This window comes from Roseateles sp. GW821-FHT09G09 (genome assembly GCF_059415965.1).
The window spans coordinates 254,043-276,917 of record NZ_JBWKOG010000003.1 but is presented as its reverse complement, the minus strand read 5'-3'; the positions used below and the strand labels follow the sequence as shown (position 1 = coordinate 276,917).

Genomic DNA, 22,875 nt, shown 5'->3' with positions numbered 1-22,875 from the left:
TGTGTGTCGGCGCGCGCCCGTGTATTGCTGATCGGTAATGACCGTACGCGTACGGGGGACGACGCTAACGTACGCCAACTCGTGCCGCAGCTCGCACGTCTTACAAATTTCCGGGAAAGTCCTGCCGTTTTTGCCGACAGATTGACCGTTGAAACGCCCGCTTGCTCCTTAATATGCGGCCCCAGCGGACAACGCCTGGCCCCCGCCGGCGCAAGCAAGATCGTCCGCCAGAAGGACATCGGGCAGTATGAAGTTGATCGGTTCGTCGGGTCTGTTGAAACGGGTGACGCGGGCGTGCATGGCGATGGCGGCGGTTGCCGTGGCGGCCTTGAATGCTCTCGGCGCTCATGCCGAACCCGCCGTGCAACGAGCACCGGCGCAGCCTTCCCCCCACATGGCGCCGCTCGCGGTCGACTTCCGCGGCGAGGCTGCCTCGCCCGAGACCCGCGCCATGGCCCGCGTCGCCTTCGAGGAATTCGACGCCAAGGGCCGCCCGTTCGCCGTCGTCGACAAGAAGGAGGCGAAGCTCTTCGTCTTCAATGCCGACGGTCAACTGGTCGGCGCGGCGTCCGCGCTGCTGGGCCTGGCCCGCGGCGACTCGGTCGCCCCCGGCGTGGGCCAGATGGTGAGCACCGGCATCCCGCCGGGACTGCGCACCACCCCCTCCGGTCGCTATGACAGTCAACCCGGCCCCAACCTGAAGGGCGAAACCGTCATCTGGGTCGATTACGACGCCGCTTTCGCCATCCACCGGCTCCGTCCGAGCCCTGCCTACGAGCGCCGCGCCGAGCGGCTCGCCTCGCCGTCGCCGGACGACAACCGGATCTCCCTGGGCTGCGTCGTCGTGGCGGGCGAGTTCTTCGACCGCGTCGTCGCGCCGGTGCTCGGCCACGGCGCCGGCGTCGTCTATGTGCTGCCCGAACCCGCCGCCGCGGCCATGGCACAGACCACGTCCGCCAGCCGCCTCTGAGCCGCTGCGGGGCCGCGCGCGGGACGACCGGCGACCCTCGGCAACCGGGAGCCCGCCCCAGGCGGCGTCGGAACCGCGCCCGCTACACTTGCGCGCTTGCGCATTTCCGCAGCCACTGGATCGATACCATGTCCCGCTGTGCCTCGCCCGCCCTGCCCCGCCGTCGTTCGATGATGGCGACGGCCGCCAGCACCGCCCTGTTCTCCCTGGTCGCCGCGTTCGGCGGCATCGCCGCGCTCGCGACGCCCGCGCCCGCGCAGGCCCAGATCGCCCCCGGCCACCGCTACTTCCCGCAGCGCGCGCTGCGCGGCGAGATCGTCTTCGGCGTGGCGCCCGACGTGCTGCTCAACGGCAAGCCGGCGCGCCTGGCGCCCGGCGCGCGGATCCGCAACGCGGTCGACCTGGTCGCCACGCCCGGCTCGCTCTATGACCAGAAGGCCACCGTGCTCTACACCCGCGATTTCAGCGGCCTGCTCATGGACGTCTGGCTGCTGAGCGAGGTCGAGCTGGCCAACAAGTCCTGGCCGACCACGCCGGAACAGGCCTCGACGCTGGTGTTCGACCAGGCCAGCCAGGTCTGGCGCAAGCCTTGATGCCGTGAGGGCTTGAAATCATGAGCAAGAAAGTCTTCATCAAGACCTTCGGCTGCCAGATGAACGAGTACGACTCGGACAAGATGGCCGACGTCCTGCGCGCCGCCGAAGGCTACGAGCCCACCACCGACGTCGAGCAGGCCGACCTGGTGCTGTTCAACACCTGCTCGGTCCGCGAGAAGGCGCAGGAGAAGGTGTTCTCCGACCTCGGCCGCATCAAGCACCTGAAGGCCAAGGGCGTGATGATCGGCGTCGGCGGCTGCGTCGCCAGCCAGGAAGGCGCGGCGATCATCGACCGCGCGCCCTACGTCGACGTCGTCTTCGGCCCGCAGACGCTGCACCGCCTGCCGCAGATGCTGGCCCAGCGCCAGCAGCAGTCCCGCCCGCAGGTCGACATCTCCTTCCCCGAGATCGAGAAGTTCGACCACCTGCCGCCGGCCCGGGTCGAGGGCGCGTCGGCCTTCGTGTCCATCATGGAAGGCTGCTCGAAGTACTGCTCCTACTGCGTCGTGCCCTACACCCGAGGCGAGGAGGTCAGCAGACCCTTCGAGGACGTGCTCGAGGAAGTCGCCGGACTCGCCGACCAGGGCGTCAAGGAAGTGACGCTGCTCGGCCAGAACGTCAACGCCTATCGCGGCACGATGGACGGCACGGACGAGATCGCCGACTTCGCGCTGCTGCTCGAGTACGTCGCCGAGATCCCCGGCATCGAGCGCATCCGCTACACCACCAGCCACCCCAACGAGTTCAGCCAACGCCTGATCGATGCCTACGGCAGGATCCCCAAGCTGGTGAACCACGTGCACCTGCCGGTGCAGCACGGCTCGGACCGCATCCTGATGGCCATGAAGCGCGGCTACACCGCCCTGCAGTTCAAGAGCATCGTGCGCAAGCTGCGGGCAGTGCGGCCGGACATCCGCATCGCGTCGGACTTCATCGTCGGTTTCCCCGGCGAGACCGACGAGGACCATGCCAAGACCATGCAGCTGGTGCGCGACATCGGCTTCGACGCGTCGTTCAGCTTCATCTTCAGCCCGCGTCCCGGCACCCCGGCCGCCAACTTGGCCGACGACACGCCGCACGAGGTCAAGGTCCGCCGCCTGCAGGAGCTGCAGGCCGAGATCGAGGCGACCGCCATCCGCTACAACCACAGCATGGTCGGCAGGACCGTGCCGGTGCTGGTCTCGGGTCACGCCCGCAAGGACGCCACGGAGCTGATGGGGCGCACCGAGTGCAACCGCATCGTCAACTTCAAGGGGCACGAGCGGCTGATGCATCGGATCATCCCGATGCACATCACCGAGGCCTTCGCGCACTCGCTGCGCGGCGAGGTGCCGCTGACCGAGGATCTGCCGGGCTGAGGGGCCACACCCCTCACTCGGAAGCGGTAGCGCGTTGGTTCACGCCTTCACTCAGCGTTTGTCTCAGCGTTTGTCTCAGCGCTTGTAACTGACGCCCCACTGCGTCACGGTGATGCCCAGCAGCATCAGGCCGTAACCGGCCATCGTGCCATCGCTGCCGGTGAGCATCAGGGCGGCGACGAGGCCCAGCGTGCCGCCGAGTCCCCCCCAGGCCGCCAGCGTGCGCCATCGCATGCCGGAGACGGTCTCCCGCCAGATCAGTTTGAGGGCGGCCGCCATCAGCGCCGCAACGCCCCAGGCGGGCAGGAACAGGTTGCCGAAATGCCAGACGGCGTCGAGAGGGTCCACGGGTCGGTTCGCTCCGGGCGACAGGTAGATGTAACGGGACGGCGGTCGAAAGGCGTCGTTCTTGACGCATCCCGGGGCGATGAGCGCGCCGCCAACGCCCGTGCGAGACACGGGTCGGGCAGGAATTTTATAATCGCCGCATGTCCGTCTTCGCCCTGGGTCTGAACCACACGTCTGCGCCGCTCGATCTGCGTGGACGTTTCGCGTTCACGCTCGAGCAACTGGCCCCGACGCTGCTGCGTTTCCAGGACCAGATCGGCACCAGCCACCGCCGGCGCACCGCCGCCGCCGAAGCGGCCATCCTCTCCACCTGCAACCGCACCGAGCTCTACGTCGCCGGCGACGCGGACATGGTCCGTCCCGCCGTGGACTGGCTGGCGCAGGTCGGCGGGGTCGGCAGTTCGATGCTGATGGACCACGCCTACGTGGTGGAGGACGGCGCCGCCGCGCGGCATGCGTTCCGCGTCGCCAGCGGGCTGGATTCGATGGTGCTGGGCGAGCCGCAGATCCTCGGCCAGCTCAAGCAAGCCGTGCGCGAAGCCGATTCGGCCGGCACGCTCGGCACGACCCTGCACCAGCTGTTCCAGCGCAGTTTCTCGGTGGCCAAGGAAGTCCGCAGCTCGACAGAGATCGGCAGCCACTCGATCAGCATGGCGGCGGCCTCGGTGCGGCTGGCCTCGCAGCTGTTCGAGAACCTCGCCGACATCCGCGTGCTGCTGGTCGGCGCGGGCGAGATGATCGAACTGGTCGGCACGCATTTCGCGGCCAAGGGGCCGAAGGCGATCGCCATCGCCAACCGCACGCAGGAGCGCGGCGAGAAGCTCGCCCATCAGCTGGGCGGCGAAGCCTTCCGGCTGGTCGACCTCCCCGACCGCCTGCACGAATTCGACGCGGTGGTCTCCTGCACCGCGTCCAGCCTGCCGCTGATCGGCCTGGGCGCCGTCGAGCGCGCCTTGAAGAAGCGTCGCCACAAGCCGATGTTCATGGTCGATCTGGCGGTGCCCCGCGACATCGAACAGGAAGTGGCCAAGCTCGACGACGTCTACCTCTACACCGTCGACGACCTGTCCAAGCTGGTCCAGACCGCTGGCGAGAAGCGCCAGGCCGCGGTCCAGCAGGCGGAGGCCATCATCGAGACCGGCGTCCAGAGCTTCGTGCACTGGCTGGGCCAGCGCCACACGGTGCCGCTGATCCAGGCCCTGCACCAGCAGGCCGACAGCTGGCGTCAGGCCGAGATCCAGCGCGCGCGCAAGCTGATCGCCAAGGGCGAGGACATCGACAGCGTGCTGGACGCGCTCGCGCGCGGGCTGACGCAGAAGATGCTGCACGGCGCGATGGCCGAACTCCACGTCAGCGACGGCGAGCAGCGCCTGCAGATGGCGCAGACCGTGTCGCGGCTGTTCCTGCGCGGCGGCGCGAAGACGTCGGGCGCCCGCCCGAACGCACTCGGCGACGAGGCGGATTCGTAGCGGCGCATCGTTCGCGCGCGGGCGGCCGCTCACGGTCGCCCGTTCACCTGGCCTCACGTGCCACGCCGCTCTGCCGGTCCATGACGGATCGCCTCTCCGCCGACTCGCGTTCCCCGCGTTCCCCGCCTCCCAGACTCCCAGCCTCTTCCCCCATGAAAGACGCCCTGCGCCAGAAGTTCGACCGCCTCGGCTACCGGCTGGCGGAACTCGACAGCACGCTCGCCGACGGCAGCGTCGCCGCCGACATGAAGCGCTACCGCGCGTTGACGCGCGAGCAGTCGGAGGTGTCGTCGCTGGTCGAGCGCTACCGTCGTTACCTCCAGCGCGAGCAGGACCTCGCCGCGGCGCGTGAGCTGCTCGACAGCGGCGACGCCGACATGATCGAGATGGCGCGCGAGGAGATCGCCGGCGCCGAGGCCGATCTGGCGCAGCTCGACCAGGAACTGCAGCTTGCGCTCATCCCGCGGGATCCGGACGACGACCGGCCCGCGTTCCTGGAGATCCGCGCCGGCGCTGGCGGCGACGAGTCGGCGCTGTTCGCCGGCGACCTGACCCGCATGTACACGCGCTTCGCCGAAGGCCGGGGGTGGCGCTGCGAGGTGCTGTCCGCGAGTGAATCGGACCTCGGCGGCTACAAGGAGATCGTGCTTCGCCTGGACGGCGACGGCGTGTATGGGCAGATGAAGTTCGAGTCGGGCGGTCACCGCGTGCAGCGCGTGCCCGCCACCGAGTCGCAGGGCCGCATCCACACCAGCGCCTGCACGGTCGCGGTGATGGCGGAGCCCGACGAGGCCGAGGAGATCCAGCTCAATCCCGCCGAGCTGCGCATCGACACCTTCCGCGCCAGTGGTGCGGGCGGGCAGCACGTCAACAAGACCGACAGCGCGATCCGGATCACGCACTTGCCGACCGGCCTGGTCGCCGAGTGCCAGGACGACCGCAGCCAGCATCGCAACAAGGCCAAGGCGATGGCGGTGCTCGCCGCGCGGCTGCGCGATAAAGACCGCAACGAGCGCGCCGCCAAGGAGGCCGCGCAGCGCAAGAGCCTGGTCGGCACCGGCGATCGCAGCGACCGCATCCGCACCTACAACTTCCCCCAGGGGCGACTGACCGATCACCGGATCAACCTGACGCTCTACAAGCTCGGCGCGATCATGGACGGCGATCTCGCCGACGTGCTGCAGGGGCTGCAGCAGGCGCAGGCGGCGGAGCAGCTCGCGGCGCTCGAAGGCGGCCAGGGATGAGCGCCACCGGGCATGGCCTGACCGTTGCAGGCGCCGAACGTGCGGCGATGGCCGCCGGTCTGCCGCGTGCCGAGGCGCAATACCTCCTGCAGGCGCTGCTGGGCGCGTCGCGCGCCTGGCTGATCGCGCACGACACCGACCCGCTCGACGCCGCCTTGCATGAGCGTTTCCAGGACTGGCTCGCCCGCCGCCTCGATGGCGTGCCGCTCGCCTACCTGACCGGTGAGAAAGAGTTCTTCGGCCTGATGCTGCGCGTCACGCCCGACACGCTGATCCCGCGACCGGACACCGAGGTGCTCGTGGAATGGGCGCTCGAGCGCCTGACGGGGCTGTCAACGCCCCGCGTGGTGGATTTGGGCACGGGCACCGGCGCCATCGCCCTGTCGATCAAGTCGCGGCGTCCCGACGCGGACGTCCGGATGGTCGACGCGAGCGCCGGCGCCCTCGACGTCGCCCGGGACAACGCCCGCCGGCATGGCCTGGCGGTCGAGGCGCATCTCGGAAGCTGGTATCAGCCGCTCGCAGGTCAATTGGCGTTCGACCTGATCCTCAGTAACCCTCCGTACGTCGCGGGGGACGACCATCACCTGGCGGCCCTGCGACACGAGCCGCGCATGGCGCTGACGCCGGAAGGCGATGGTCTGGACGACCTGCGCGAACTGATCGCCGGCGCGCCGGAGCGGCTGCGCCCGGGAGGGTGGCTGCTCCTCGAACATGGCTACGACCAGGCCGACGCGGTGGCCGATCTGCTGAGCGCACGCGGCTTCATCGACATCCAGAACCGGCGCGATCTCGGGGGCCAACCCCGCGCCACCGGCGGCCGCTGGCCGGTGTGAGGGATGTGGCGCGTGCCGCAGAGGAATGTGGCGCGCCTCACAGACTGTTTCCACACTGCGAGAAACTGCGCCGGGAATCCGCAACAGTGCCGGGAATCCCCCTCAACTCGATCTGGCGCGGTCATCGGGGCGGGCGTAGCATGGTCTGACTTGGTGCCCGTTTTGATCCATCTTGAAACGGGTTCGTCGTCAGTCTGGGAGACCTGTCATGAGCGCCGCCCCCTTGCTCCTGCGCCTTGCCGTGGTCCTGGCCGGCAGTGTCTGCATGGCCGGCGCCGCGTGGGCCCAACAGGGCCTGCAACTGAAACCGGACCGTCAGGCGTTCACAAAGTGGCAGGGCCGCCTGCAGCTGAACCAGAGCCAGGACATCGACGGTCTCTCCTTCGATGCCCGCAACGGCAGCCGCCTGCTGAGCGCGAACCTGCTGGCGGACTATTACCTCACCGGATCGGGCCTGGGCGCCGGCACGCGCGGCGGCCTGCGGGCCACGGGCGGCCTGATGCTGGGCCCGATGTCGCTGCTGCAGAGCAGTTCCGGCCTGGCGCTGGGCCAGGGCGCGGCGGTCTCGCCCTCACTGTCGGCCGGTCGCCGCAGCCTCAGCCTGCTCACCGGTCCGGAGCGCGAGCCCAACCTGTCGCTGTCGTACGTGGGCGTCGGCTACACCAGCTACTCCTTGCGCGGCGGCTGGGGTTTCAGCGCCGACGTCGGCCTGGTCGGCGGCGGCGCGTCCAGCCTGCGACTGGGCAACAGCGCGCCCCAAGCCGAGCTGTCGCAGGACCTGCGCTACAAGCCGGTCGTTCAGTTCGGCGTCAGCTACAGCTTCTGATCGCCCACGCGCCGGGCGCTGGGCGCAACCGTCCTGACGGTTTGAGCCCAGCCCAGCGGGGGCTTGCGCGCTGCCTGATAATCCTCTGATCGCGCGGCCCGGCACGAGTCCACCTGGTGGACCCCGGAACGGATCCTGCCGCGCAGCGCACACGCCTTCCCGCATCAGCTTTCAGAGGATCTCCGCCATGAGCGACGTTCAGCAACGCATCGACGACCTGGTCAAGGGCAACCGCATCGTGCTCTTCATGAAGGGCACCGCGCAATTCCCGATGTGCGGCTTCTCCGGCCGCGCGATCCAGATCCTGAAGGCCAGCGGCGCCAGCGAGCTGAAGACCTTCAACGTGCTCGAGGACGAAAGCGTCCGCCAGGGCATCAAGGACTACGCCAACTGGCCCACGATCCCGCAGCTCTACGTCGACGGCGAGTTCGTCGGCGGCTCCGACATCATGATGGAGATGTACGAGAGCGGCGAACTGCAGCAGCTGCTGGCCAAGGCCTGATGAGCGCTGCAGCGGCACCGCGGCCGCGCCTGATCGTCGGCATCACCGGCGCGACGGGCGCCGCCTATGGGCTGCAGCTGCTGCGCCGGGCCCGCGCGATCGGCGCGGAGACCCACCTCGTCCTGAGCCCCGCGGGCGTGCTCAACGCGCACCATGAACTCGGGCTCGCGCGCGACGCCCTGGAGCGCGAGGCGGACGTCGCCTACGCGCCCGGCGACGTCGGCGCCTGCGTCGCCAGCGGCAGTTTTCCGACGGCGGCGATGGTGATCGCGCCCTGCTCGATGCGCACGCTGGCCGCGGTCGCGCATGGGCTCTCCGACAACCTCATGACCCGCGCCGCCGACGTGACGCTCAAGGAGCGCCGGCGCCTGATCCTGATGGTCCGCGAGACGCCGTTCAACCTCGCCCATCTGCGCAACATGACCGCGGTGACGGAGATGGGCGGTATCGTCTTCCCGCCGCTGCCGGCGCTGTACCTGAAGCCGGCGTCGATCGAGGAGATGGTCGCCGAGACCGTCGAGCGCGTGCTCGAACTGGCGCAGTTGCCGGGTGCCACGCCTCAGGCGTGGCGGGGACTGCGACCCCAGGCTTGATGCAGCGCCGGCGCCTGACCGGCGTCAGGTCTGACCCGGCATCAACCAGGCCTTGCGGGCCCCCATGACCATGTTCGGATACTCCGGCCGCCCGCGGCTGCCGTTGTAGCGTCCCAGCGCGAGGTAGAGGTCGCCCTTCTCGCGGTCGAGGTAGTGCCGCAGGATGACGCAGCCGAAGCGCAGGTTGGTCTGCATGTGGAACAGCCGCGAGACCTGCCCGTCGCCGATCGAACGCGTCCAGAACGGCATCACCTGCATGTAGCCGCGCGCGCCGGCGACGCTGATCGCGTACTTGCGGAAGCCGCTCTCCACCTGCACCAGCCCCAGCACCAGCGCCGTCTCGAGGCCCGCGCGGGCGCTCTCGTACCAGACGGTCTCGAGGAATTCGATCCGCGTCTGGGTCTCGCTCTTCTTGCGCTTCATGCGCTCGCTCATCTCGCCGAGCCAGCGCAGGTAGGCCAGGCGCGGCTCGATTGAATCGAAGTGCGGCTTGGGCGGCGCATCCGAGGCGATCGCGGCCGACAGCGCGGAACGCACCGCATCGGCCAGCGGTTCCTCGACCTGGGCGCCGGCGAACGCCGGGCGCGGCAGGCAGGCGCCGGCGCCGGCGAGCAGCAAGGCTCGGCGCGAGGTCGGGGCCATGGTCTTGAAGCCGGAATCGGTCACGGGAACGGCGGGGATCGGAGTCAATCGGGGTCGGTTGAAATGCGCAGAAGCGAGGCGCGGCAGCATAACGGCGCGCGCCGTCGCCGTCAGCGGGACAGCCAGCGCTCCAGCGGCAATGGTCGCGGACCGCGCACGCGCGCGAGCACGAGGCCCACCGCCCAGTACGCGAGCGCAAGGCCCGCCGCCGCCACCGTGCCGGGCTGCCAGGCCAGGCCGGCTCCGCTGAACAGCGCAAAGCTCAGCACCGAACTGGAAAGATACAGCGTGAGCGTGTGCCGTCCCAGCGGCGCAAGCGCGTTCAGCAACCGCGGATCGCTGCGCATCCGCAGCACCAGCGCGGGGACCACGGCGCTCAACAGCAGCAGGGTCGGATAGAGATAGAAGATCGCGTAGCGGCTGGTGACGTAGGTGTCGCCGTCGCGCAGCCCGGGCCAGAGCAGCGAGGCGAAAGCGATGTTCACTGCCACCGCCGGCCACAGCGCACGGCGGGACCAGCGTCGCAACGCGGGCTCCCAGCGCGGGTGGGACAGGAGTCGCAGGCGCGCCGCCATCAAGCCGGCCGTCATCAGCAGCAGCGGCGTGGGCAGGCCCAGCGTGGCGAAGGCGATCGTCGACGCGACGAAGTGACCCGCATTGCGCAGGGTCCAGTCCCCCCACGCCGCGGGCGCCGACAGCGGCGTCGAGGGCTCGCCCGACAACGGCATGCTCGCCATCACGACAGTCAGCGCGATCACCACGAGTTCCAACCCGATCAGGATCCGCAGCCGGACTTTCAGCATCGCCATCGAATGCCCGGCCCAGATCGCGAGCACCGAACCGGCGACGGCATAGAGCGTCAGGATGTCGCCCATGTAGAGCAGCGTGCCATGCAGCAGGCCGAGCGTCAGCAGCTTGGCGAGGCGACGTCGGCGTTTGCCCAGGGCCTCATCGCCGCGCGACTGGGACAGGCCCTGGCTGTAGCCGAACAGGAAGGCCAGCAGCGAGATGCCCTTGCCCGCGATGAGCGCGTGCAGCAACCAGGACAGGAGCTGGGCGACCAGGCTGTCGGCGGGGGAAGGCGGGCTCAGCGGTCCGGCATCCGGCAAGGCCGGGTAGCCGACCCAGTTGACGGCGATCACCGGGAACAGGGCCAGCGCGCGCAGCGCGTCCACCGCCGCGACACGCTGCGGCGGACGGGCCGGACTCACGCGAGTCGTTGCTTCAGGTGTGCGACGACGTCGGCCAGCGCCAGCTTGGTGGCGGCGGCATCGCGGCGACCCTGGTATTCGACCTGGCCTTCCTTGAGGCCGCGGTCGGAGATCACCACGCGATGCGGCACGCCGACCAGTTCCCAGTCCGCGAACATGGCGCCGGGGCGCTCACCGCGGTCGTCCAGCAGCACGTCGATGCCGAGATCGAGCAGTTCCTCGTGCAGCTTCGTCGCGGCGGCCTTCACGTCCTCGTTGCGGTCCATGCCGATCGGGCAGACCACGACGGTGAACGGTGCGATCGCGTCCGGCCAGACAATACCGCGCTCGTCATGGTTCTGCTCGATCGCCGCGCCCAGGATGCGGGTCACGCCGATGCCGTAGCAGCCCATCTCCATCAGCTGGGGCTTGCCGTTCTCGTCGAGGTAGGACGCGTTCATCGCGGCCGAGTACTTCGTGCCGAGGTAGAAGACGTGGCCGACCTCGATGCCGCGCTGGATCGCCAGCACGCCCTTGCCATCCGGCGAGGGATCGCCTTCGACGACGTTGCGGATGTCGGCGACCAGGTCGGGCTCGGGCAGGTCGCGACCCCAGTTCGCACCGGTGAAGTGGAAGTCGGCTTCGTTGGCGCCGCAGACGAAATCGGACATGTTGGCCACGGTCCGGTCGGCGATGACCTTCAGCGGCTGCTTCAGGCCGATCGGGCCCAGGTAGCCGGGCTTGCAGCCGAAGTGCGCGTCGATCTCCGCGGCCGTCGCGAAACGGAAGCCGCCCTTCAAGCCCTCGAGCTTGCCGGCCTTCACTTCGTTCAGGTCGTGATCGCCGCGGACCAGCAGCAGCCAGACCTGCGACTTGACGATGTTGCCCTCGTCGTCGAGCTCATCGGTCGCCAGCACCAGCGACTTCACCGTCTGCGACAGCGGCAGCTTCAGCAGCTCGGCGACGTCGGCGCAGGTGGCCTTGCCGGGCGTCGGTGTCTTCGTCAGCGGCTGCGTCGCCGCGCCGCGCGTGTCGATCAGCGACAGCGCCTCGGCCAGCTCGATGTTGGCCGCGTAGTCGCTGGTCGGGCAGTAGATGATCGCGTCTTCACCGGTCTCGGCGATGACCTGGAACTCATGCGACCGGTCGCCGCCGATCGCGCCGGTGTCCGCCGCCACCGCGCGGTACTGCAGACCCAGCCGATCGAAGATCCGGCCGTAGGCCGTGTACATGGCGTCGTAGCTGCGGCCGGCCGCTTCCTTGTCGCGGTCGAACGAGTACGCATCCTTCATCGTGAACTCGCGGCCGCGCATGATCCCGAAGCGGGGCCGGCGCTCGTCGCGGAACTTCGTCTGGATGTGATAGAAATTCTTCGGCAGCTGCTTGTAGCTGCGCAGCTCCTGGCGCGCGATGTCGGTGATGACCTCTTCCGACGTCGGCTGGATGATGAAGTCGCGCCCGTGGCGGTCCTTCACGCGCAGCAGTTCCGGCCCCATCTTGTCGAAGCGGCCCGTCTCCTGCCACAGCTCGGCCGGCTGCACGACCGGCATCAGCAGCTCGACCGCGCCCGCGCGGTTCATCTCGCCGCGGATGATGTTCTCCACCTTGCGGATCACGCGCAGGCCCATCGGCATGTAGTTGTAGATGCCGGCACCCAGGCGCTTGATCATGCCGGCCCGCATCATCAGTTTGTGGCTGACGATTTCCGCATCGGCGGGCGCTTCTTTGAGCGTGGAGATGAAGAACTGGGAGGCTTTCATGGGCGCAGAAAATAAAAGTCCGCGGTCAGCCGGGCCGCCGCGGAAAAAACCGTGCATCACCGAGGGTTAGCGATGATCGCGCCGGGCCGCAGCCCCGGTGCAATAATCAATCCAACGAATGATTTGAAGGTTGATTATGCTCGACCGTGAAGGCTTCCGGCCCAACGTCGGCATCATCCTGCTCAACCACAAGAACGAGGTGTTCTGGGGCAAGCGCATACGCACCCATTCTTGGCAGTTCCCCCAAGGGGGCATCAAGCATGGAGAGACGCCCGAGCAGGCGATGTTCAGGGAGCTGCATGAGGAAGTTGGCCTCACTGCGGACCACGTGCGCATCATTGCGCGCACGCGGGATTGGCTCCGTTATGAAGTGCCGGACCATTTCATCCGGCGCGACGCGCGCGGGCACTACCGCGGACAGAAGCAGATCTGGTTCCTGCTGCAGATGATGGGTCGCGACAGCGACATGAACCTGCGCGCCACCGACCATCCCGAGTTCGACGCCTGGCGTTGGAACGAGTACTGGGTGCCGCTGGAGGCCGTGATCGAATTCAAGCGCGGCGTGTATCAGATGGCGCTGACGGAGCTCGCGCGTTTCCTGCCGCGGTTGAATCATCACAACCGCTACCTGCGCGCCGGCATGCGACCGCCGCCGCGGGGCGACCGTCATGGGGGACACGGCGACCATGGCGATCAGGACCAGCACCGGCATGAGCGCTTCGATCATCGGCCCCACGACCATGACGCTCCGGCACATGCGGAGGTCACGCATCAGGACGCGCACGACGGTCGCGAGGTCGCTCCGCCGAACGCCACCCACGGCGGTGGCCCGGTGGAGCCGCCCAAGGATTGACGGCGCGCGCTTCAGCGCCGCCTCCCTGGTGGTGCTTCAGCGCAGCACGAGGTTGTCGCGGTGGATCAGCTCCGGCTCGGCCGCGTAACCCAGCACCCGTTCGATGTCGAACGACGGCTTGCGAGCGATCAGCCGGGCCTCGGCGCTGCCGTAATTGGTCAGGCCGCGCGCGAGTTCCTTCCCGCCCAGGTCGACGACGGCGATGACGTCACCGCGATGGAACTCGCCTGACACCTCCTGCACGCCGATCGGCAGGAGGCTCTTGCCCTCCTCCCGCAGCTTGATCGCCGCGCCCGCGTCGACGATGACCTTCCCGCGCAGCTGCAGGTGATCGACCATCCACTGCTTGCGCGCCGCGAGCTTCGCGGTCGACGCCATCAGCGCCGTGCCGATCGCCTCGCCGGCGGCCAGGCGCAGCAGCACGTCGGGCTCGCGCCCCCAGGCGATCACGGTGTTGGCGCCGCTGCTGGCCGCGCGCTTGGCGGCCAGGATCTTGGTGATCATCCCGCCGCGCCCGATGCTGGAGCCGGCGCCGCCGGCCATCTCCTCGAGTTCGGGCTTGCCGGCCGTCGCGCGATCGATGAAGCGGGCGTTCGGATCCTTGCGCGGATCGGCCGAGTACAGGCCCTTCTGGTCGGTGAGGATCACCAGCGCATCGGCCTCGACGAGATTGGCGACCAAGGCGCCGAGCGTATCGTTGTCGCCGAACTTGATCTCGTCGTTGACGACGGTGTCGTTCTCGTTGATCACGGGAACCACGCGGTGCTGCAGCAGCGCCAGCAGCGTCGAGCGCGCATTGAGGTAGCGCTCGCGGTCGGCCAGGTCGGCATGCGTCAGCAGCACCTGCGCGCTCGTCAGACCCTGCTCGCGCAGCTTGGTCTCGTACATCTGCGCCAGACCCATCTGGCCGACGGCCGCCGCGGCCTGCAGTTCGTGCAGTTCCTTCGGACGGCTCGCCCAACCCAGACGCTTCATGCCCTCGGCGATCGCGCCGCTGGACACCATCACGACCTCCCGCCCCTCGCGCGCCAGCTCCGCCAGCTGGCGGCACCAGTTGCCGATCGCCTCCGCATCGACGCCACGGCCCTCGTTGGTGACCAGGCTCGAGCCGACCTTCACGACGATGCGTCGCGCGTCCTTGAGGACGCCGTTCAATTCGCCGTTCAGTTCGCCGCTCGGGTGGCCAGTCAGCGGGCCAGTGGGATTGCCGTTGCTCATGCGCGGAGGATCAGGGAACGGTGGGGCCGGAGCCGGAAGTCAGGGCAGCGGATCGAATCGCGGATCGCGTTCGGGCGGCTTCTCCGCCTTCTCCGCTTTCTCGGCCTTCGCCGCCTTGATCGCCTTGGCCTTCGTGGCGCGCGTCTTGCGCGTTTCCTGGAAAGCCTTCGGCGGATCGATCGTCGGCGCATCGAAGCGCGCGTCCGGGTCTTCCACCGGCGGCGACTGGATGGCCGCCACGTGGTCGTAGATGGCACGGATCAGCGGCTCGCAACCTTCGCGCGTCAGCGCGGAGATCTCGAACACCGGGCCCTTCCACTTGTAGCGCTTGACGAAGTCCTTCACGCGGGCGGCGCGTTCTTCCGCCGGCACCATGTCCAGCTTGTTCAGCACCAGCCAGCGCGGCTTGTCGTAGAGCGCCTCGTCGTACTTCTTCAGTTCCTTGACGATGGCCTTGGCTTCGGCGACCGGGTCGACGTCCGGGTTGAACGGCGCCAGATCCACCACGTGCAGCAGCACGCGCGTGCGCTGCAGATGACGCAGGAACTGGTGGCCCAGGCCGGCGCCTTCGGCGGCACCTTCGATCAGGCCGGGGATGTCGGCGATCACGAAGCTCTTCTCCGGACCCACGCGCACCACGCCCAGATTCGGATACAGCGTCGTGAACGGATAGTCCGCGATCTTCGGACGTGCATTGGACACGGCAGCGATCAGCGTCGACTTGCCGGCGTTGGGTTGACCGAGCAGGCCGACGTCGGCCAGCACGCGCAACTCCATCTTGATCTTCTTGACCTCGCCGGGCCAGCCGGGCGTCTTCTGGCGCGGCGCGCGGTTCGTCGAGGTCTTGAAGTGCAGGTTGCCGAAGCCGCCGTCGCCCCCCTTGGCCAGCAGCACCGGCACATCGGGCTCGAGCAGCTCGGCGATGATTTCGTCGGTCTCCAGGTCGCGGACGATGGTGCCGACCGGCACCTTCAGCATGATGTCGTCGGCAGCGGCGCCGAACTGGTCCGAGCCGCGTCCCGCTTCCCCGTTGCGGGCCTCGTGGCGGCGCGCATAGCGATAGTCGATCAGCGTGTTGAGGTTGCGGTCGGCCATCGCGAAGACGCTGCCGCCCTTGCCGCCGTCGCCCCCATCCGGTCCGCCGAACGGAATGAACTTCTCGCGGCGGAAACTGGCGCAGCCCGCCCCGCCGTTGCCGGCGGCGATATCGATGGTGGCTTCGTCAACGAACTTCATGGATGGCCTTCAGTCCCGGAGCGGGGCTATCGTAATTCACACGCCCGCGCTCCCGCGCGAGGCCATGCTTTGAATCGGAGCGAGTCAGGTTTCGCCGGGACTCGCGGTCGGCGTGGCACCCGCTGGCATCGGGGCCGAAAAAACAAAGCCCCGGACGAGGCCGGGGCTCTGGGTCCGCCGAACACGGGAGACCAGGTCTCCCGCGTCGCGGCGTCAGGACATCAAGTCGCTCAGATCGCCGTGACGACGACCGTGGAGCGGCTGTTTTCGCCCTTGACGGTGAAGGACACCGTGCCGTCGATCAGCGCGAACAGCGTGTGGTCCTTGCCCATGCCCACGTTGGTACCGGCGTGGAACTTCGTGCCGCGTTGGCGGACGATGATCGAGCCAGCCGAGATGGTCTGGCCGCCGTACACCTTGACGCCAAGCATCTTCGGCTTCGAGTCGCGGCCATTTCGTGTTGAGCCGCCGCCCTTTTTCTGTGCCATGGATTACTCCTTGATCAGATTACGAGAGAGTCAGGAATCAGCCGTTGACCGCGCTGATTTCCAGCTCGGTGAACGTCTGGCGATGGCCTTGGCTCTTCTTGTAGTGCTTGCGACGACGCAGCTTGAAGATGCGCACCTTGTCGTGCTTGCCATGCGCCACCACGGTGGCCTTGACGCTTGCACCCGCAACCAAGGGAGTCCCGATCTTCAGGTCCGCGCCGTTTCCGACGGCCAGCACCTGGTCAATCACGATCTCTTGGCCAACGTCCGCAGCAATCTGTTCTACCTTGATCTTTTCGCCAGCCGCAACTTTGTATTGCTTGCCGCCGGTTTTTATGACCGCGTACATATCAGCCCTTTCACATGAGAGCGGCCCGTCAGGCACCCGGAGACAACCGGAAGCACCCGTCGACCGCCCAAGAAAAAACACCGCACAAAGATGCGGAGCCCGAGAATGTAGCACAGGCCGCCGCATTGATGCAAACCCTGATGCGCCGAGAAGCCCGCAACCACCGGCCTTGCGAGGCGATGGAGGTGCATTGACGACGCAGGCGTGCGATGCCGTGGTCGTCACGGACAGACCTGGCCCCGCGCCTTCCTATAATCCGCGCTTCCCCTCACAGTGAGTCCAGAGTGCAGCCCATTGCCTCTACCCCAGTTGCCGAGGTCCTCGAGGCGCTGAACGCGCAGATGAATGAAGTCGATGCCGTGATCGCGCAGCGGCTTCGTTCGGACGTTGCCCTGATCAACCAGATCTCCGCGTACATCATCCATGCCGGCGGCAAGCGGATGCGGCCCAAGCTGGTGCTGATGTTCGCCAATGCGCTGGGTGCCGACTCCCCCGCCAGCCGGGAACTCGCGGCGGTGGTGGAGTTCATCCACACCGCCACGCTGCTGCATGACGACGTCGTCGACGAGTCCGCGTTGCGACGCGGGAAGCAGACGGCCAACGCGCTGTTCGGCAACGCGGCGAGCGTGCTGGTGGGCGACTTCCTGTACTCGCGCGCCTTCCAGATGATGGTGTCGGTGAACCGCATGCGCGTGCTGGAAGTGCTGGCGGACGCGACCAACGTGATCGCCGAAGGCGAGGTCCTGCAGTTGATGAACATGCATGACCCGGATGTCGCGGTGGACAGCTACCTGCGCGTCATCCGCTACAAGACGGCCAAGCTGTTCGAGGCCAGCGCGCGCCTGGGCGCAGTCCTGGCCGACGCACCGCCCGCGCTGGAGGAAGCCTGCGCGGGGTATGGCCGCGCGCTGGGCACGGCGTTCCAGTTGATCGACGACACCTTGGACTACGAGGGCACCAGCGAATCGCTGGGCAAGAACGTCGGCGACGACCTGCGCGAGGGCAAGCCCACGCTGCCGCTGCTCATCGCGATGGAACGCGGCACCGAGGACGACCGGGCCCTCATCCGCCATGCCATCGAGCATGGCGAGGTGGAGCGTCTGCAGGACATCGTCGCGATCGTTCGCCGCACCGGCGCGCTGGAGGCCACACGCGAGGCGGCTCGCGCGGAGGTCGCACAGGCCAGACAACATTTGGCGTCGCTCCCTCTTTCCAAGTGGAAAGAAAGCCTGCTAGAATTTGCGGCTCAGTCGGTGGAGAGAAGTTCCTGAACAGACGTTCTTGAAAGACTCTTGATCGAGTGACCAAAACGGGGTGTAGCTTAGCCTGGTAGAGCGCTACGTTCGGGACGTAGAGGCCGGAGGTTCGAATCCTCTCACCCCGACCAGGACATCGATGACGCCGCGAATCGCAAGGTTCGCGGCGTTTTTCTTTGCGCGCCGCAAACGCGTCGCCGGCGCCGTGGCGACACTCACCGCCATGCGCAGGGGGTCAGGCCTTGCGGGGGCGGTCGAGGTCGAACGGCGGACCTCGGGAGGATCTTGCACATTTCGGGCTCAATTTCCAGTGACCAAGGCCGAAACTGCACGAAGCGTCTGACTTCAGTGAAAGCCAGGACAGGCCCTGCCGCCGGCCCTCCGTTCATGGGGGTAAAGTGAGGGGCTGTTCCGGCGCGTGCGCCGGCATCCGGCAAGACCCCTACCCGATGGCGATATCCGTGGACACCACACTGGCCGAACCTCCTCAGTCCGCCCTGTCAGGCGTTGCCCGCGTGCTCGTGCACGCCGGCAAGCTCAAGCCGCAGGCCGCCGAGGATCTGGTCAAGCTGGCCCGCGAAAAGAAGACCAGCTTCGTCAACGCGGTGATGGCCTCCGGCACCGTGTCGCCGGCGGATCTGGCGCACACGCTGTCGCATGCGCTCGCCCTGCCGCTGCTGGACCTGAACTCGGTCGACGGGCACAAGCTGCCGCAGAACATCATCGACGCCAAGCTGGCGGCACAGTACCAGGTCGTGGTGCTGGCGCGCCGAGGCAACCGACTGTTCATCGGCGGGGCCGACCCGACCGAGCAGGAGGTCGTCGAGCGCATCAAGTTCGCGACCCAGCTGACGCCGGAATGGATCATCGTCGAGCACGACAAGCTCGCGAAGCTGCTCGGGATCACTGCCGCGTCGACCGCCGAAGCGCTGGAGGCCATCTCCGGCGAAGACTTCGACTTCGACATCGCCGAGGACGACGCGCCGCCCCCGGAGGAATCGCAGGAAATCACCGACGTCGAGGATGCGCCCGTCGTGCGCTTCCTGCAGAAGATGCTGGTGGATGCGATCAACATGCGGGCGTCGGACCTGCATTTCGAACCCTTCGAATACCACTATCGCGTCCGGTTCCGGGTTGACGGCGAGCTGCGCGAGATCACGCAGCCGCCGATCGCGATCAAGGACAAGCTCTCGTCGCGGATCAAGGTGATCTCGCGGATGGACATTTCCGAACGCCGCGTCCCGCAGGACGGTCGGATGAAGCTGAAGTTCGGCGCCAAGGCGATCGACTTCCGGGTCTCCACGCTGCCCACGCTGTTCGGCGAAAAGATCGTGATCCGGATCCTGGATCCGTCCTCGGCCAAGCTCGGCATCGAGGCCCTGGGCTACGAGAAGATCGAGAAGGAGCGGCTGCTCCATTGCATCCAACGGCCCTACGGGATGATCCTGGTCACCGGCCCGACGGGCTCGGGCAAGACGGTGTCGCTGTACACGTGCCTGAATATCCTGAACGTGCCGGGCACCAACATCTCGACCGTCGAGGACCCGGCGGAAATCAACCTGCCCGGCATCAACCAGGTCAACGTCAACGACAAGGCCGGCTTGACCTTCTCGGCGGCGCTGAAGGCCTTCCTCCGGCAGGATCCCGACATCATCATGGTCGGCGAAATCCGGGACCTGGAGACGGCGGACATCGCCATCAAGGCCGCGCAGACCGGCCACATGGTGATGTCGACCTTGCATACCAACGACGCGCCGACCACCTTGACCCGGCTGTTGAACATGGGCGTCGCACCGTTCAACATCGCCTCGAGCGTGCTGCTCATCACCGCACAGCGTCTGGCGCGCCGGCTGTGCGAGAACTGCAAGGCACCGGCCGAATATCCTCGCGAGGCGCTGCTGCGCGCGGGTTTCCTGGAATCCGATCTCGACGGCAGCTGGAAGCCGTACCGGGCGGTCGGCTGCTCGAATTGCAACAATGGTTATCGTGGACGCGTCGGCCTTTACCAAGTGATGCCCATCACGGAGGCGATCCAGCGGATCATCCTGTCCGAGGGAACGGCCGTGGACATCGCCCAGCAGGCCCGCGCGGATGGCGTGCGGGATCTGCGGCAGTCCGGGCTGGTCAAGGTCCGGGCGGGCGTCACGACACTGGAAGAGGTGCTGGCGGCCACCAACGAATGACCTCGGAAACATGACGCGGCGTCCTCGGACGCCGCGTTTGCGTGTCCGGCGTCAGGTCACCAGGATCGATCGAACGAGTCAAAGATTGGGAGCGCCACTCGTCTGGCGCGACGGCAGGAGGTGATATGGCGACGACCACCGCAGGCGCCAAGGGCGCGGCCAAGGGCATCAAGGAATACGTCTTTGAATGGGAAGGCAAGGACCGCAACGGCAAGATCGTTCGCGGAGAGATGCGGGCCGGCGGCGAAGCCGTCATCAGCGCGTCGCTGCGGCGACAGGGCATCCTGGTCAGCAAGATCAAGAAGCGGCGCAGCTCCGGCGGCAAGTCCATCAAGCAGAAGGACATCTCGGTCTTCACGCGCCAACTGGCGACCATGATGCGCGCCGGCGTCCCGCTGCTGCAGGCCTTCGACATCGTCGCGCGCGGCAGCCCGAACCCGCGCCTGACGAAACTGCTGACCGACATCCGCCAGGACGTCGAGACCGGTACCTCGCTGTCCGCCGCTTTCCGCAAGCATCCGTTGTACTTTGACGCGCTGTACTGCAACCTGGTCGAGGCCGGCGAGCAGGGCGGTATCCTGGAAGCCTTGCTGGACCGTCTGGCGATCTACCAGGAAAAGACCGTCGCGCTGAAGGGCAAGATCAAGTCGGCCCTCACCTACCCGATCGCGGTGCTGATCGTCGCCTTCGTCGTGACGGCCGTGATCATGATCTTCGTGATTCCGGCCTTCAAGGACGTGTTCAAGTCTTTCGGTGCCGATCTCCCGGCTCCGACGCTGTTCGTGATGGCGATGTCGGAGATCTTCGTCGCGTACTGGTGGCTGATCTTCGGCGTCATCGGCGGTGGCCTGTACTTCTTCTTCCAGAGCTGGAAACGCTCGGAGAAGATGCAGAAGTTCATGGACCGTCTACTGCTGAAGATCCCCGTCTTCGGTCAGTTGCTCTACAAGTCCGCAGTGGCGCGCTGGACCCGCACCTTGGCCACGATGTTCGCCGCGGGCGTTCCGCTCGTGGAGGCGCTGGACTCGGTGGGGGGCGCTTCCGGCAACGCGGTATTCGTCGAGGCGACGGAGAAGATCCAGCGCGACGTGTCGACCGGCGCGTCGCTGACCACCTCGATGCAGACGACCGGCATCTTCCCGATCATGGTCTTGCAGATGTCGTCCATCGGCGAGGAATCCGGTTCGCTGGACCACATGCTGGGCAAGGCGGCCGACTTCTATGAAGAAGAGGTGGATGACGCTGTCAAGGCGCTGTCCAGCCTGATGGAACCGCTGATCATCGTGTTCCTGGGCACGCTGATCGGCGGCATCGTGATCTCGATGTACCTGCCGATCTTCAAGCTGGGCGCGGTGGTGTAAGTGCTGGACCAGGCTCTGCTGGACACGCTCCTGTCACCTGCGTTCCTGGGCCTTGTCGGCCTGTGCATCGGCAGCTTCCTCAACGTCGTCATCTACCGCCTGCCGGTGATGATGCATCGGGAGTGGCTGTCCGATTGCGCCGATCAATTGGCGATCGAGAGCGACCTGCGCACCCATGCGGGTCTCGAGGAAGCGGCCGCCCGGCATCTGGCGGCCGCCGCAGTGCCGCTGCGCGAGTCGCTGGATCGCCAGCCCCCGTTCTCGCTGGTCCGCCCGGCATCGCGATGCCCTCACTGCGGACACCGCCTGCGTTGGCACGAAAACCTGCCGCTGCTCGGCTGGTTGCGACTGGGCGGGAAATGCGCCTCCTGCAAGGCGCCGATTTCGGCGCGCTACCCGTTCGTCGAACTGCTCACGGGCCTGCTGTTCGCAGGCATCGCCTGGCGCCTGGGCGCACAGCCGGCCAGCCTGCTGTATTGCGGCTTTGCTGCGGCACTGGTGGCGCTGGCCGGGATCGACTGGGACACCACGCTGCTGCCCGACAGCATCAACCAACCACTCCTGTGGGCCGGTTTGATGGCCTCCTACGCGGGATGGATTCCGGTTTCGCTGACCGACGCGCTGATCGGCGCCCTGGCGGGCTACCTCTCCCTGTGGTCGATCTATTGGGTGTTCAAGCTCGCGACCGGCAAGGAAGGCATGGGCTACGGCGACTTCAAGCTGCTCGCCGCCCTCGGCGTGTGGCTGGGCTGGCAGATGGTGCTGCCGGTCGCGCTGTTCGCCTCGCTGATCGGCGCCGTGGTGGGCATCGGGCTGAAGCTCCGAGGCGGACTGCGGGAAGGTCGCTATGTGCCATTCGGCCCGTTCCTGGCCGGCGGCGGACTCGCCGTGCTCCTGATCGGCACCGCGAGGGTCGCGGTCTGGCTGGGACTTCAACCCGTCTGAGCCGCGCCCGGAGCCATTCGTGCGCATCGGCCTCACCGGCGGCATCGGCAGCGGCAAGAGCACCGTCGCAGCGGCGCTGGTGGCGCAGGGCGGCGCGCTGCTGGTCGATACCGATGCCATCTCCCGCGCGTTGACCTCATCCGACGGCGGTGCGATGCCCGCCATCGAGGCGAGGTTCGGTCCTGCCTTCATCGCAGGGAACGGGGCGCTCGACCGGGCCGCGATGCGGGAACTGGCCTTCCGCGACCCGGAAGCCAGGCGCGCGCTCGAAGCCATCCTGCATCCGATGATCGGTGCGGAAACCGCGCGGCAGGCGGCACTCGCCCGTCCAGGGCAACGCATCGTGTTCGATGTGCCGCTGCTGGTCGAGTCAGGCCGGTGGCGGCGTCTGGTCGATCGGGTACTGGTCATCGACTGCAGCGAAGACACGCAGGTCGCCCGCGTCATCGCCCGGTCGGGCCTGAGCGAGGCGGCCGTGCGGGCCATCCTGGCGCAGCAGGCCAGCCGCACTCAGCGCCGTGCCGCGGCGGATGCGGTGATCCACAACGACGGCCTGACGCTGGAACAGCTGGAAGAAGAAGTCCGCCTGCTGCTGGGCGGCCCGCTGCTCTGTCCCCCGCGCCCGATCGGGGGGCCGTGACACACTGTGGAA

At 67.5% G+C, this 22,875-nt stretch carries 22 protein-coding genes, 1 tRNA gene and 1 pseudogene; 16 read left to right on the top strand and 8 right to left on the bottom strand.

Translation table 11 applies throughout. The features are described from left to right. Positions 1 to 247: 247 nt before the first annotated feature. The 3 genes from AC07O8_RS09725 (at position 248) to miaB (ending at position 2,924) form a co-directional block, all read left to right on the top strand. Positions 248 to 970 carry a hypothetical protein gene (locus tag AC07O8_RS09725; RefSeq protein WP_495047818.1) on the top strand — a complete coding sequence of 241 codons (723 nt, stop codon included), beginning with the start codon at positions 248 to 250 and terminating at the stop codon, positions 968 to 970. A gap of 128 nt (positions 971 to 1,098) precedes the next feature. Beyond that, positions 1,099 to 1,563 carry a hypothetical protein gene (locus AC07O8_RS09720; protein ID WP_495047817.1) on the top strand — a complete coding sequence of 155 codons (465 nt, stop codon included), beginning with the start codon at positions 1,099 to 1,101 and terminating at the stop codon, positions 1,561 to 1,563. Positions 1,564 to 1,583: 20 nt separating this feature from the next. Beyond that, a complete protein-coding gene (miaB, locus tag AC07O8_RS09715) occupies positions 1,584 to 2,924 on the top strand; it encodes a tRNA (N6-isopentenyl adenosine(37)-C2)-methylthiotransferase MiaB (RefSeq protein WP_495047816.1) in 1,341 nt (446 codons plus the stop codon). 75 nt (positions 2,925 to 2,999) lie between these two features. Here miaB and AC07O8_RS09710 read toward each other — a convergent pair whose 3' ends face one another. Further along, positions 3,000 to 3,272, bottom strand: coding sequence for a hypothetical protein (locus tag AC07O8_RS09710; RefSeq protein ID WP_495047815.1), 273 nt, complete (start codon positions 3,270 to 3,272; stop codon positions 3,000 to 3,002). A 140-nt stretch (positions 3,273 to 3,412) separates the two neighbouring features. Here AC07O8_RS09710 and hemA point away from each other — a divergent pair, with 140 nt between their 5' ends. The 6 genes from hemA (at position 3,413) to AC07O8_RS09680 (ending at position 8,742) form a co-directional block, all read left to right on the top strand. Continuing rightward, positions 3,413 to 4,741 carry a glutamyl-tRNA reductase gene (hemA, locus tag AC07O8_RS09705; protein WP_495047814.1) on the top strand — a complete coding sequence of 443 codons (1,329 nt, stop codon included), beginning with the start codon at positions 3,413 to 3,415 and terminating at the stop codon, positions 4,739 to 4,741. 152 nt (positions 4,742 to 4,893) lie between these two features. Then, positions 4,894 to 5,985, top strand: a complete 1,092-nt coding sequence (gene prfA / locus AC07O8_RS09700) for a peptide chain release factor 1 (RefSeq protein WP_495047813.1) — start codon at positions 4,894 to 4,896, stop codon at positions 5,983 to 5,985. Continuing rightward, positions 5,982 to 6,821 carry a peptide chain release factor N(5)-glutamine methyltransferase gene (gene prmC / locus AC07O8_RS09695; protein WP_495047812.1) on the top strand — a complete coding sequence of 280 codons (840 nt, stop codon included), beginning with the start codon at positions 5,982 to 5,984 and terminating at the stop codon, positions 6,819 to 6,821. The genes prfA and prmC overlap by 4 nt, the downstream gene beginning before the upstream one ends. A 208-nt stretch (positions 6,822 to 7,029) precedes the next feature. Next, positions 7,030 to 7,647 carry a hypothetical protein gene (locus tag AC07O8_RS09690; protein ID WP_495047811.1) on the top strand — a complete coding sequence of 206 codons (618 nt, stop codon included), beginning with the start codon at positions 7,030 to 7,032 and terminating at the stop codon, positions 7,645 to 7,647. 187 nt (positions 7,648 to 7,834) lie between these two features. After that, the gene (gene grxD, locus AC07O8_RS09685) at positions 7,835 to 8,149 is read left to right on the top strand and encodes a Grx4 family monothiol glutaredoxin (protein ID WP_088407921.1); all 315 of its coding nucleotides are present in this window, start codon (positions 7,835 to 7,837) and stop codon (positions 8,147 to 8,149) included. Next, positions 8,149 to 8,742 carry a UbiX family flavin prenyltransferase gene (locus AC07O8_RS09680; protein ID WP_495047810.1) on the top strand — a complete coding sequence of 198 codons (594 nt, stop codon included), beginning with the start codon at positions 8,149 to 8,151 and terminating at the stop codon, positions 8,740 to 8,742. Before grxD ends, AC07O8_RS09680 begins: the two co-directional genes overlap by 1 nt. Before the next feature lie 24 nt (positions 8,743 to 8,766). Here the strand turns inward: AC07O8_RS09680 and AC07O8_RS09675 are convergent, their stop codons facing one another. The 3 genes from AC07O8_RS09675 to AC07O8_RS09665 all read right to left on the bottom strand — a co-directional run bounded on the left by AC07O8_RS09675 (position 8,767) and on the right by AC07O8_RS09665 (position 12,334). After that, positions 8,767 to 9,384, bottom strand: coding sequence for a lytic transglycosylase domain-containing protein (locus tag AC07O8_RS09675; protein ID WP_495048127.1), 618 nt, complete (start codon positions 9,382 to 9,384; stop codon positions 8,767 to 8,769). Between the two features lie 110 nt (positions 9,385 to 9,494). After that, positions 9,495 to 10,595 carry a DUF418 domain-containing protein gene (locus tag AC07O8_RS09670; protein WP_495047809.1) on the bottom strand — a complete coding sequence of 367 codons (1,101 nt, stop codon included), beginning with the start codon at positions 10,593 to 10,595 and terminating at the stop codon, positions 9,495 to 9,497. Next, entirely contained in the window at positions 10,592 to 12,334 is a 1,743-nt protein-coding gene (locus AC07O8_RS09665; protein ID WP_495047808.1) for a proline--tRNA ligase, read from the bottom strand. Before AC07O8_RS09665 ends, AC07O8_RS09670 begins: the two co-directional genes overlap by 4 nt. A 136-nt stretch (positions 12,335 to 12,470) precedes the next feature. Here AC07O8_RS09665 and AC07O8_RS09660 point away from each other — a divergent pair, with 136 nt between their 5' ends. Next, positions 12,471 to 13,187 carry an RNA pyrophosphohydrolase gene (locus AC07O8_RS09660; protein ID WP_495047807.1) on the top strand — a complete coding sequence of 239 codons (717 nt, stop codon included), beginning with the start codon at positions 12,471 to 12,473 and terminating at the stop codon, positions 13,185 to 13,187. Positions 13,188 to 13,223: 36 nt separating this feature from the next. Here the strand turns inward: AC07O8_RS09660 and proB are convergent, their stop codons facing one another. The 4 genes and pseudogenes from proB to rplU form a co-directional block, all read right to left on the bottom strand. Beyond that, positions 13,224 to 14,342 carry a glutamate 5-kinase gene (gene proB / locus AC07O8_RS09655; RefSeq protein WP_495048126.1) on the bottom strand — a complete coding sequence of 373 codons (1,119 nt, stop codon included), beginning with the start codon at positions 14,340 to 14,342 and terminating at the stop codon, positions 13,224 to 13,226. Between the two features lie 186 nt (positions 14,343 to 14,528). Then, a pseudogene (cgtA, locus tag AC07O8_RS09650) lies at positions 14,529 to 15,641 on the bottom strand (Obg family GTPase CgtA); the annotation flags it as partial. Positions 15,642 to 15,871: 230 nt separating this feature from the next. Beyond that, the gene (gene rpmA / locus AC07O8_RS09645; RefSeq protein WP_088407914.1) at positions 15,872 to 16,129 is read right to left on the bottom strand and encodes a 50S ribosomal protein L27; all 258 of its coding nucleotides are present in this window, start codon (positions 16,127 to 16,129) and stop codon (positions 15,872 to 15,874) included. A gap of 37 nt (positions 16,130 to 16,166) precedes the next feature. Next, a complete protein-coding gene (gene rplU, locus AC07O8_RS09640) occupies positions 16,167 to 16,478 on the bottom strand; it encodes a 50S ribosomal protein L21 (RefSeq protein ID WP_297531896.1) in 312 nt (103 codons plus the stop codon). Positions 16,479 to 16,819: 341 nt separating this feature from the next. On the opposite strand from rplU, the gene AC07O8_RS09635 reads away from it, so the two are divergent. The 6 genes from AC07O8_RS09635 to coaE all read left to right on the top strand — a co-directional run bounded on the left by AC07O8_RS09635 (position 16,820) and on the right by coaE (position 22,863). After that, positions 16,820 to 17,749: a polyprenyl synthetase family protein gene (locus AC07O8_RS09635; protein WP_495047806.1), complete on the top strand. Its 930-nt coding sequence runs from the start codon at positions 16,820 to 16,822 to the stop codon at positions 17,747 to 17,749. Positions 17,750 to 17,788: 39 nt separating this feature from the next. After that, positions 17,789 to 17,865: transfer RNA gene (locus AC07O8_RS09630), tRNA-Pro, on the top strand. A 318-nt stretch (positions 17,866 to 18,183) separates the two neighbouring features. Continuing rightward, positions 18,184 to 19,917 (top strand): type IV-A pilus assembly ATPase PilB, encoded by a 1,734-nt coding sequence (gene pilB, locus AC07O8_RS09625; protein WP_297532809.1) that lies wholly within the window; start codon positions 18,184 to 18,186, stop codon positions 19,915 to 19,917. Between the two features lie 125 nt (positions 19,918 to 20,042). After that, positions 20,043 to 21,278, top strand: a complete 1,236-nt coding sequence (locus tag AC07O8_RS09620; protein ID WP_495047805.1) for a type II secretion system F family protein — start codon at positions 20,043 to 20,045, stop codon at positions 21,276 to 21,278. Beyond that, a complete protein-coding gene (locus AC07O8_RS09615) occupies positions 21,279 to 22,223 on the top strand; it encodes a prepilin peptidase (protein ID WP_495047804.1) in 945 nt (314 codons plus the stop codon). Between the two features lie 19 nt (positions 22,224 to 22,242). Then, on the top strand, positions 22,243 to 22,863 hold the full coding sequence (coaE, locus tag AC07O8_RS09610; protein ID WP_495047803.1) for a dephospho-CoA kinase: 621 nt from the start codon (positions 22,243 to 22,245) through the stop codon (positions 22,861 to 22,863). Positions 22,864 to 22,875 lie beyond the last annotated feature (12 nt).

What these genes read in the sequence shown, in the direction of transcription:
- grxD (WP_088407921.1), top strand. Translation starts at nt 7,835, where the DNA reads ATGAGCGACGTTCAGCAACGCATCGACGACCTGGTCAAGGGCAACCGC.
- AC07O8_RS09660 (WP_495047807.1), top strand. Translation starts at nt 12,471, where the DNA reads ATGCTCGACCGTGAAGGCTTCCGGCCCAACGTCGGCATCATCCTGCTC.
- prmC (WP_495047812.1), top strand. Translation starts at nt 5,982, where the DNA reads ATGAGCGCCACCGGGCATGGCCTGACCGTTGCAGGCGCCGAACGTGCG.
- rplU (WP_297531896.1), bottom strand. Translation starts at nt 16,478, where the DNA reads ATGTACGCGGTCATAAAAACCGGCGGCAAGCAATACAAAGTTGCGGCT.
- AC07O8_RS09680 (WP_495047810.1), top strand. Translation starts at nt 8,149, where the DNA reads ATGAGCGCTGCAGCGGCACCGCGGCCGCGCCTGATCGTCGGCATCACC.
- AC07O8_RS09690 (WP_495047811.1), top strand. Translation starts at nt 7,030, where the DNA reads ATGAGCGCCGCCCCCTTGCTCCTGCGCCTTGCCGTGGTCCTGGCCGGC.
- AC07O8_RS09720 (WP_495047817.1), top strand. Translation starts at nt 1,099, where the DNA reads ATGTCCCGCTGTGCCTCGCCCGCCCTGCCCCGCCGTCGTTCGATGATG.
- hemA (WP_495047814.1), top strand. Translation starts at nt 3,413, where the DNA reads ATGTCCGTCTTCGCCCTGGGTCTGAACCACACGTCTGCGCCGCTCGAT.
- AC07O8_RS09665 (WP_495047808.1), bottom strand. Translation starts at nt 12,334, where the DNA reads ATGAAAGCCTCCCAGTTCTTCATCTCCACGCTCAAAGAAGCGCCCGCC.
- pilB (WP_297532809.1), top strand. Translation starts at nt 18,184, where the DNA reads ATGGCGATATCCGTGGACACCACACTGGCCGAACCTCCTCAGTCCGCC.
- AC07O8_RS09620 (WP_495047805.1), top strand. Translation starts at nt 20,043, where the DNA reads ATGGCGACGACCACCGCAGGCGCCAAGGGCGCGGCCAAGGGCATCAAG.
- miaB (WP_495047816.1), top strand. Translation starts at nt 1,584, where the DNA reads ATGAGCAAGAAAGTCTTCATCAAGACCTTCGGCTGCCAGATGAACGAG.
- prfA (WP_495047813.1), top strand. Translation starts at nt 4,894, where the DNA reads ATGAAAGACGCCCTGCGCCAGAAGTTCGACCGCCTCGGCTACCGGCTG.
- AC07O8_RS09635 (WP_495047806.1), top strand. Translation starts at nt 16,820, where the DNA reads ATGAATGAAGTCGATGCCGTGATCGCGCAGCGGCTTCGTTCGGACGTT.
- rpmA (WP_088407914.1), bottom strand. Translation starts at nt 16,129, where the DNA reads ATGGCACAGAAAAAGGGCGGCGGCTCAACACGAAATGGCCGCGACTCG.
- AC07O8_RS09725 (WP_495047818.1), top strand. Translation starts at nt 248, where the DNA reads ATGAAGTTGATCGGTTCGTCGGGTCTGTTGAAACGGGTGACGCGGGCG.
- AC07O8_RS09675 (WP_495048127.1), bottom strand. Translation starts at nt 9,384, where the DNA reads ATGGCCCCGACCTCGCGCCGAGCCTTGCTGCTCGCCGGCGCCGGCGCC.